Source organism: Micromonospora sp. NPDC003197, from assembly GCF_053590565.1.
In genome coordinates this window covers 313,787-321,827 of sequence record NZ_JBSFTE010000006.1, presented here as the reverse complement: position 1 = coordinate 321,827, position 8,041 = coordinate 313,787, and the positions used below count along the sequence as shown (strand labels likewise).

General features: G+C 66.6%; 8 protein-coding genes and 1 pseudogene. 5 read left to right on the top strand and 4 right to left on the bottom strand.

Annotated features, from left to right (window positions below; genetic code table 11):
• The 3 genes from ACWDV4_RS09815 to ACWDV4_RS09805 form a co-directional block, all read left to right on the top strand.
• On the top strand, window positions 1-323 hold a 323-nt coding region (locus tag ACWDV4_RS09815; RefSeq protein ID WP_449976264.1), incomplete at its 5' end, for a transposase.
• Between the two features lie 32 nt (window positions 324-355).
• The gene (locus ACWDV4_RS09810) at window positions 356-517 is read left to right on the top strand and encodes a hypothetical protein (protein ID WP_449976262.1); all 162 of its coding nucleotides are present in this window, start codon (window positions 356-358) and stop codon (window positions 515-517) included.
• A gap of 393 nt (window positions 518-910) precedes the next feature.
• Window positions 911-1,240 carry a nucleoside triphosphate pyrophosphohydrolase family protein gene (locus ACWDV4_RS09805; RefSeq protein ID WP_449976260.1) on the top strand — a complete coding sequence of 110 codons (330 nt, stop codon included), beginning with the start codon at window positions 911-913 and terminating at the stop codon, window positions 1,238-1,240.
• 29 nt (window positions 1,241-1,269) lie between these two features.
• Here ACWDV4_RS09805 and ACWDV4_RS09800 read toward each other — a convergent pair.
• Window positions 1,270-1,452 (bottom strand): annotated as a pseudogene (locus tag ACWDV4_RS09800) (hypothetical protein); the annotation flags it as partial.
• Window positions 1,434-3,530, bottom strand: a complete 2,097-nt coding sequence (locus ACWDV4_RS09795; RefSeq protein WP_449976259.1) for a hypothetical protein — start codon at window positions 3,528-3,530, stop codon at window positions 1,434-1,436. The gene ACWDV4_RS09795 and the pseudogene ACWDV4_RS09800, both read right to left, overlap by 19 nt.
• A 294-nt stretch (window positions 3,531-3,824) precedes the next feature.
• Between ACWDV4_RS09795 and ACWDV4_RS09790 the strand changes: the two genes are divergently transcribed.
• Window positions 3,825-5,027: an erythromycin esterase family protein gene (locus tag ACWDV4_RS09790; protein WP_449976258.1), complete on the top strand. Its 1,203-nt coding sequence runs from the start codon at window positions 3,825-3,827 to the stop codon at window positions 5,025-5,027.
• 50 nt (window positions 5,028-5,077) lie between these two features.
• Here ACWDV4_RS09790 and ACWDV4_RS09785 read toward each other — a convergent pair whose 3' ends face one another.
• Window positions 5,078-5,950, bottom strand: coding sequence for a hypothetical protein (locus tag ACWDV4_RS09785; protein WP_449976256.1), 873 nt, complete (start codon window positions 5,948-5,950; stop codon window positions 5,078-5,080).
• Window positions 5,951-6,092: 142 nt separating this feature from the next.
• Here ACWDV4_RS09785 and ACWDV4_RS09780 point away from each other — a divergent pair, with 142 nt between their 5' ends.
• Window positions 6,093-6,680 carry a helix-turn-helix domain-containing protein gene (locus ACWDV4_RS09780; protein ID WP_449976255.1) on the top strand — a complete coding sequence of 196 codons (588 nt, stop codon included), beginning with the start codon at window positions 6,093-6,095 and terminating at the stop codon, window positions 6,678-6,680.
• Between the two features lie 55 nt (window positions 6,681-6,735).
• On the opposite strand, the gene ACWDV4_RS09775 is transcribed toward ACWDV4_RS09780, so the two are convergent.
• Window positions 6,736-7,950 (bottom strand): hypothetical protein, encoded by a 1,215-nt coding sequence (locus ACWDV4_RS09775; RefSeq protein WP_449976253.1) that lies wholly within the window; start codon window positions 7,948-7,950, stop codon window positions 6,736-6,738.
• Window positions 7,951-8,041 lie beyond the last annotated feature (91 nt).

Genomic DNA, 8,041 nt, shown 5'->3' with positions numbered 1-8,041 from the left:
CCGAACACGTGACAGTGCACCTTGACCGCGGCTATGACAACAAACCCAGCCGCCAGGTACTGGCCGACCTCGGCTTCAACGCCAAGATCGCGAAAAGAGGCATACCGGCCCCGGTACAGGCCAGCCACCGCTGGCCAGTCGAACGCACCCACGCATGGATGAACGGCTACGGCAAACTACGCCGCTGCACCGACCGGCAAGCCACCATCATCGACTTCTACCTGTACCTCGCCGCCACGCTCGTCACCGTGCGTGCCCTCATCCGGCAAGCCCGTACCCACTACCGCTGGAACACCCGCCCCACCACCCGCCGCCTCAAATAACACCTACTGACGGTCCCTCTTAGTACGACCAGATGTCCAAAGTACGCGGGGTGTTGCAACTCGGCACCGCCGAGGCCGAACAGATCCTGTGCCGGTTCACCACCGGTGGACCGAAGCACCCTACCTTCGCGACCATCGACGAACTCGACTGCGCCGTACACCGTCCTTATCGCCGACTACCTAGCAACTACTGAAGCCCCTGACAGTCTGGTCGATCGCGCCGGCGTCGCCCAGAACCACTGGGTATTACTTTCGGCAGCATGGCTGGTGGCCGCATTCGGTGCGCTGAGCCAGGACGGGCGACGAAGCTCTCGATCTACACCATCCTAAATCCTTGCGCACAATAACTGTCATTATGGTGCAGTACCAATATGCCCTGTTTGTACACGTGGATTATTGGATTTCCATTACCGACAATCCAATAATCGGTCAACGAGGGGCAACGACACCGAACGCGGGCCGGGCCGGGCCGTCGCCTCTCAGGCGACGCCGAGTCTTGCGCCTGGGTGGCGAGTGCGATGAGCCCCGGCGCGGAGGGCTCGTGGCGGGGGTGTCGTGGTCGAGAGGGTGCGACATACTGGTCCGCCATGGACCTGCACGAGTATCAGCGCGGCGCCCTCCGTACTGCCGCTCCGCGTGACAAGAAGAACGAGCTACTCCACCTGGTGCTCGGGCTAGCCGGCGAGTCGGGAGAGATCGCCGAGAAGTTCAAGAAGTGGATCCGAGACCTCGACAGCGACGAGACGCGGATCGACCGGGCAGACATCGCCAAGGAACTCGGTGACGTGCTCTGGTATTTGGCGGTGCTCGCCGATTACCTCGATCTGTCGCTGGACGACATCGCGACGGCGAACCTGGCCAAGCTGGCCAGCCGTCAGGGCCGTGGCATGCTGGGTGGCAGCGGCGACAACCGCTGAGCTGGGGCTCTCATCGAAGTGGTGAGAAGTGATGCTTGTTCGACGAGGAAGGTGGCGAGTCGACCGCGAGCTGCGGTATCGGCGGTGACCTGCTGCCAGTACGCGGTGATCGCCTCGCCCGCCGCCGCAGGCTCCAAGCCACACACAGTGCGGTTTGTCGCGAGTGGCATGCCGATGCGACGTAGCGGAGTGATCAGCCGGGCCATCGGCAGCTGGTCCGGGTCGTAGAGCCGTCCTCAAGCATGGCGCGATGCTCCTCGATGGCCTCTTCCCGCATCAGCCCCCATGCCGCAGCGGCTTGAACCTCTATCTCGGGACAGCGTGTCGCCCGGACGAGCGCGTCCACGGAGTTGGTCCGCGGAGCCTCGTGCAGCAGTTCCAGTGCCCTGACGCGGTCATTCAACGGCACGTTCTCGTCGCAGGCGACATTCCCAAGCGCTACGACGAGCAGCAAGTCAGCCTCCTCCGTGTCCTTGAACACCGCTTCCACCGCATCGAAAGCCCGCGAGCGAACGTGATCGCTCGCGGCGGCCTCCACTACCTCGGCCAGCAGGGACGGCTCGTCTGCTGCCACGACGTCCAAGGCTGACAGTGCGGTGAGGTGCTTGGCCTCGGGCCCGTACCTGCGGCTGAGCTCGGCCGGCGCGGGAGGCTGCCGCAGCATCTGCCGGATGCGGTCCAGAACGAGTGCCCTCTCCGGTTCACGTGCTTCTTCGCCGCCCCTCTGCACGGCACCGTCGGGACTCCACCAATGGTCGAGGGCGATGCCCACGGCCGCCTGGTCGTCGCTTTCGAGCAGCGTACGAAGCGCCTGGTGATACGACTCGTCCACCGTGGGAGCCCTCAGCCTCTTGTGGGCGCGATGCAGGTTCGGGTCCGCCAGCCGGTGTCCTTCCCAGTGGACGCTGTGCGGCGTACCGAAGATCATTTCAATGGGGTTTTGGCCCCAGGGCCGCTGGGGAGGCCGCTCGCCCCAGCTCTCGGCGACTTCCTCCATAATGGCGCGGTGCCGCTCCAGGGCTCCCGTCCTGACCAGGTAATAGGACGCGTGGGCCTGCACCCTCGGCGCAGCCTCGCGGAGCGCCCGCAGGAGGATGTCGTCCGCGTCCGCGCCGAGGCTGTCGGCCAGGATGCGGATCGCCGTCTCCTTCGTGCTGACGGACGACGGGTCGAAGATCAGGTCGCCCAGGGCGGCGACGAGCCTCTCGTCCTTCACCTCGGCCTTGTCGAGCACGCCTCTGGCCATCCAGATGGCCTCGTGACGCACCGTGTCCGAGTCCGTGCGGGTGAGGACATCTAGCAGCAGGTCGGCGTCGCCGGGCTCGATGTGTCGCTTCCTGATCATGTTCAGGGCGCTCACCTCGGCGGGAGACATCGGCCGCCGGAGCACCTCACGAGCGCGGGCCAGCACCTCGGGCAGGTAGACCTCGGCACGTTTCTCGTCCTCCAGGACATGACACAGCCCCTCCGAGGATTCGTAATGGTCGAGCGCGATGCCCACGGCAACCGGGTCCTCGCTGCGGAGCAGGGTGACGAATGCCTGCAGGCATTCGTCGTCGCTGAGTGGGAACCTCAGCTCGTCGTGGGCCTTCCGGAGTACCGGATCTTCCAGCTCGATGTCCTTCCAGTAGGTGCTGTGGAAACCCTCGACCTCTTCGCGAACGCGGTCAGCCTGCCAACCCGCGTCCTCCGGCCAGGACTGTACGAGCCGCCTGACACGTTCGCGATGGACACGGAGCCGCAGGGGCGTCGCGAGCCAACCCGCCGCGTGTATCTGGAGTTCCCGTTCGGACGACTCACTGACATGAACGATGAGGTCCTCGACCTCCGGCAGATCGAGATCGTTCAAGGCGCGAATGGCGTTCTTGCGATCCCACACGTCGAGGCCCTCGTCCAGCACCATGGCGGTAACCAGATCCAGCAGCCGCCGGCTCGGCTCCTCGCCCGCCGCGAGGGCGGTGCCGGCCGCGAGAAGCGCATCCTCCCACCCCTCGGCGTCCGGGTCGCCTTCGATGACGTCGGCGATCAGGTCCGCGTCCTCCTCCTCGGCGAGATGCCACATCACGGTGAGAGCACCCGCGTGGCTGCGGCCGGACGGAGGTTGCCTGAGGAGGTCCCGGGCAGCGAAGCGAACCTCGTTGTCCAACAGCCAGTAGGGGTTGTCCACACCCCACCTGGTGTCCGCCTGTGCCTGCAGGTAGTCATCCAGAGCCCCGCGAACAACGTCGATGTCGTCGCTCTCCAGCCGGGTACTGAACTCGCCGAGTCGGGACTTCACGTCATCGCTCACGAGACCTCCTTCGTGATCATCTCTTCAGACTGGCAGAGCCGTCCGGGCCGTGTCTCCGCATTTTCCGAGGTCGATGTAGCGGGTGTTTCGCCACACGATCGGTTTGAGCACCAAGCCCAACGCGCCGAGCGGGTCTTTCTGCCCAGCACGGCTTCCTCGATGCGCCGGGCCAGCTGCCAGCCTGGGCCGACCCTTGCGTTGAAGGTTCGACCCTTGTGTTGAAGGTTTTACCTCACGGTCCTGGCATCACCGTGGAAAAGTCTCCACCGTCGATTCAAAGATAGCGTTGATGGCATGAACGCCGATATCACTGACACCATCCGTGCCGTCGATGCTGCCGCCGTTACGGGGTTACTCCCGACCCGGCCAAGACTGCTCGCCCTCGGAGAGCCCACCCACGGCGAGGACACCCTGCTCGACCTGCGCAACGATCTTTTCCGGCAGCTCGTGGAGAAGGAGGGCTACCGGACGATCGCCATCGAGAGCGACTGCATGATGGGCCTGGTCGTGGACGACTACGTCACCTCGGGCACGGGCATCCTCGACGAGGTCATGGAACGCGGCTTCAGCCACGAGTGGGGTGCCATCCCGGCCAACCGCGAACTCGTAGGCTGGATGCGCGCGTACAACGACGGTCGGTCCGTGTCCGAGCAGCTGCACTTCGCCGGTTTCGACGGCCCGCTGGAAATCACCGGTGCCGCGAGCCCTCGTCAGGCCATCACCGCGCTCCACGCCTACCTCGCGACCTGGGTGGACACGGCCCTACTCCCCTGCTCCGCGGAAACGCTCGACCGCCTGCTCGGTGCCGACGACCAGTGGACCAATCCCGCCGCGATGATGGACCCGGCGCAGTCCGTGGGACGGACACCCGAGGCCACGCAGCTGCGGCTACTCGCCGACGACCTGGTGGCGCTGCTCGACGCGCAGACGCCGCACCTGATCGCGGTATCCGCACCGGACGACTGGGAACGGGCGCTGCTGTACGGGCGCACCGCCACCGGGCTGCTGAGCTACCACTTCTGGATGGCCGACACGTCACCGGGCCGCATGGCGCGGCTGCTCGGCGTACGGGACTCGATGATGGCCGCCAACCTGCTCGCTCTCGCCGAACGGGGCCCGACGCTGGTGAACGCCCACAACAGCCACCTGCAGCGGGACAAGAGCACGATGCGAATGTGGGAAGGGTCGATGGAATGGTGGAGCGCCGGCGCGATCGTCAGCGCCCACTTGGGCGACGGATACGCCTTCCTGGCCACCGCCCTCGGCACGATCCGGCACCACGGTGTCGACACCCCACCCCCGGACACCATCGAAGGGCTCCTGTACGCGCTCCCGGAGAACCAGTACATCGTCGACGCCCGCCGACTGGCCACGGCCCTCGGCGACGTGACGTCCCCTGGCCGCGTATCCCCCTGGTATGGCTACTCCCCATTGGACCCGGCCCACGTGGCTAACATCGACGGGCTCGTGTTCGTCAAGGACACCTCGCGCCGCTGAGGTTTCTCACCTTCCCCAACCCGCCCCGGACGTAAGCCGCCCCAGCCGGCTTACGTCCGGGTGATGGTGAGCAGCAGCGGTGTACGGACGCCGAGCAGCGCCGCGGAGTCAGCAATCACCTCGGCCAGCCACCCGATCGCGTCACACGACCATTCGACAAGCTCGCCGCGCAGCACCACCCCGTGCAGCGGCGGACCGTTCCAGAAACTGTCGTCAAAAGGCGGAGTGGGAATGGCGTCCTGCCCGGCAACATCGTGGGAGCGGCACCTGAACACGTCCTGGTCCAGGTCAGCGAGGTGCTCGCTGAGCTGCTGCACGGCAGCGAGGATCGACGAGTCCCGGCCACTGTTGATGTTGACCTTCACCGGTGTCCTCGACTCGGGGTTGCGCTCGGCGAACCAACCGACTGTGCCGATCGCTGGCACCGGCGCGTACGGTGGCCGCGACGCCGGGTCGAGCCCCTGTACCGGCAGCAGGACCTGCACTGCCGACAGGTCCAGTGCGCCGGCCTGTGTTGTCGCGTCCACTGCACACCGCAGGAACGGCTGCACGGGCAGCGGCCGGTCACCGGGCACCGCGCTGACACCAACCTGGAACCAGGAGACCAGCCCGGGGACCGCGAGGGGATGCTCCCAGCCGGCGTCGTTCATGCCCCACAGCCCAGGCGCACGCCGCATGCGATCCGCAACACCGCCTCCGGCCCCTCTGTCGTCGAGCCACCCCATGGCGATCGACCGGTCGTAGAACAGCGAATAGGCATCGTGCCCCGACTCGGGATCGCGCCAGGCGTGCGGGACCAACTCGCCGTACAGGGCAGCGAACATGCTGCCCGCGCTCCGAGCCGAACCGGGTGCCAGGCCAGGACGGGCCTCGTCGCGGTACAACATGGGGTGCCTGTCGACATGGTCACGCCGCGATCCCATGAAGGTAGTTTCGCAATCTCAGGCTGCGACCAGCCCCGATTTTTATCCAGATCGGGCTGAATCTGTCATCCGAGAACCGGCCTCGTATCCGCCGTACGCTGAAGGCGCGCAAAAGCTGTTGCCGTTCTGGCAAGATCGTGGCATGGACGGTGACCTTGACCAGACGCTTGACGCGGTCGGGCCCCGGCTGCGCGCATTGCGGCGGCAGCGTGACACCACCCTGGCCGACCTGTCCGCGGCGACCGGCATCTCGGTGAGCACCCTGTCCCGGCTGGAATCCGGTGCCCGGCGGCCAACCCTCGAGCTACTGCTGCCCCTGGCCAGAGCCCACGGTGTCACGCTCGACGAACTCGTCGGCGCCCCACCCACCGGTGACCCACGCATCCATCTACGCCCGATCACCCGGCACGGCATGACCATGCTGCCGTTGACCCGCCGAGCCGGCGGCATCCAGGCGTACAAGCTGATAATCCCGGCCGGCAGCCACCGACGGAAGCCCGAGCCACAGACCCACGAGGGCTACGAATGGTTGTACATCCTCAACGGGCGGCTGCGGGTCATCCTCGGTGAACAGGACTTGGTGCTCGTCCCCGGTGAAGCGGCCGAGTTCGACACCCGGGTACCGCACTGGTTCGGTGCCGCCGATGCCGAACCAGTGGAGTTCCTCAGCCTGTTCGGCAGGCAGGGTGAGCGCGCGCACCTACGGGCCCGCCCGCAGCCGACCGCGTAGCCCGCAGTCGACAAGCTGCCCCTACCAACAACCGAAACCAGGTCGCCCGACTGGCTCAGCCGGCTGACACCAGGTCTGCCGGAAGAAGCTGTTCGGTGAGGAGCCGGCGCACTCGTTCGGTGCGGTCCGGGGTGGAAAGCCAGGAATCCAGGATCCGCCAGCCATAAAAGTATCCGAAGACATACAGGGCCATGCCCGGGGTGCGCAGTGAGCTGACCACCGCGTCGGCCTCGGCGCCGGACAGCAGCGCCCAGCGGGAAAGATAGTCCGTCAGTTCCGCGTCCGGACGGCCGTCGGCGGCCATGAATACGGCGTTGGCCCACACTCCGAAGAAGACGTTCTGGGCCCGGTGGATCGCGGCGAAGTCACTACCGTCCGGAGGCACGCCCTCCTCAGTGAGGACGTTGTCGGTCAACCAAGCCTGGGCCTCGTCACCGGGAAAGACGATGTCCTGCGCATGCAGGCCAAGCCCTTCACTGATCACGAAACTGGGACCGAGCATGAACCGCGTCTGCTGGTCGACCCGGCCCTGCTCGTCGACCAGCAGACGCTCCTTGAGTAAGGATTCGGCAATGTGCCCGGGGTGGCCTTCGTGCGCGACGACGTACAGCAGGTCGGCCAGGTTGAAGGGCAGATCGGTGTTGACGTGGATGGTCGAGCACAGCCCGCCCTCGTACGCCCCCGCCGCGCGAAAGTGCGTGCCGGACACCAGCCGGCAGTGGACCACCTCGTCGGCGGGCAGTGGCACGATGGCGCTGGTCCGCCGCCGTGTCTCCGCTACGGCCCGGTCGACCAGAACGGGGATGCGATCCGCCCGACCCGGCGGCAGCGTGTGGACCGCCTGCCAGGTGTGCAGGCGGTCCACCAGGGAACCGGCGGCCCGGGGTAGCGCGACGTCCAGTTGGTCGTGTGCCTCCTGGAACACGTCCTCCGGCAACCGCTGCACCGATATCCCCAAACATTCGCCGACGTACGCCGGCAGCGGCAACTCCTGACCGGCGAGCCGGCGGGCAACCGCCCGGAGTGCGCGTACCTGGGCGGCCAGGTATCTGGCCCGCTCGGGTGGGAAGGGCAACTGCTCCAGCAGCGCCTCAGCGTCGTCGGCCAACCGGCCGGCCGGGACGGGCGGTTCGCTTTCCACCCGGGTACGCCACTGGGATAGCCCCCGGTAGATCAGTACGGTGCTCGCGCCGCCCTGCGTCACCTGCCGGTTGACCCGCAACGCCAGCAGCGCGTAGTCGCGCAGCCACTCCTGTTCAGTGCGGGGCATTGTTTCCCCTCCCGTACCGAAGCCATCTCCCCGGACATCACCATGTCTACCCGCGTCTGTGTATCGCGGACAACAGCAACACGGGCCGGTG

Excerpts from the sequence above, each read along its gene's own strand:
- ACWDV4_RS09810 (WP_449976262.1), top strand. The coding sequence starts at position 356 with ATGTCCAAAGTACGCGGGGTGTTGCAACTCGGCACCGCCGAGGCCGAA.
- ACWDV4_RS09805 (WP_449976260.1), top strand. The coding sequence starts at position 911 with ATGGACCTGCACGAGTATCAGCGCGGCGCCCTCCGTACTGCCGCTCCG.
- ACWDV4_RS09790 (WP_449976258.1), top strand. The coding sequence starts at position 3,825 with ATGAACGCCGATATCACTGACACCATCCGTGCCGTCGATGCTGCCGCC.
- ACWDV4_RS09785 (WP_449976256.1), bottom strand. The coding sequence starts at position 5,950 with ATGGGATCGCGGCGTGACCATGTCGACAGGCACCCCATGTTGTACCGC.
- ACWDV4_RS09780 (WP_449976255.1), top strand. The coding sequence starts at position 6,093 with ATGGACGGTGACCTTGACCAGACGCTTGACGCGGTCGGGCCCCGGCTG.
- ACWDV4_RS09775 (WP_449976253.1), bottom strand. The coding sequence starts at position 7,950 with ATGCCCCGCACTGAACAGGAGTGGCTGCGCGACTACGCGCTGCTGGCG.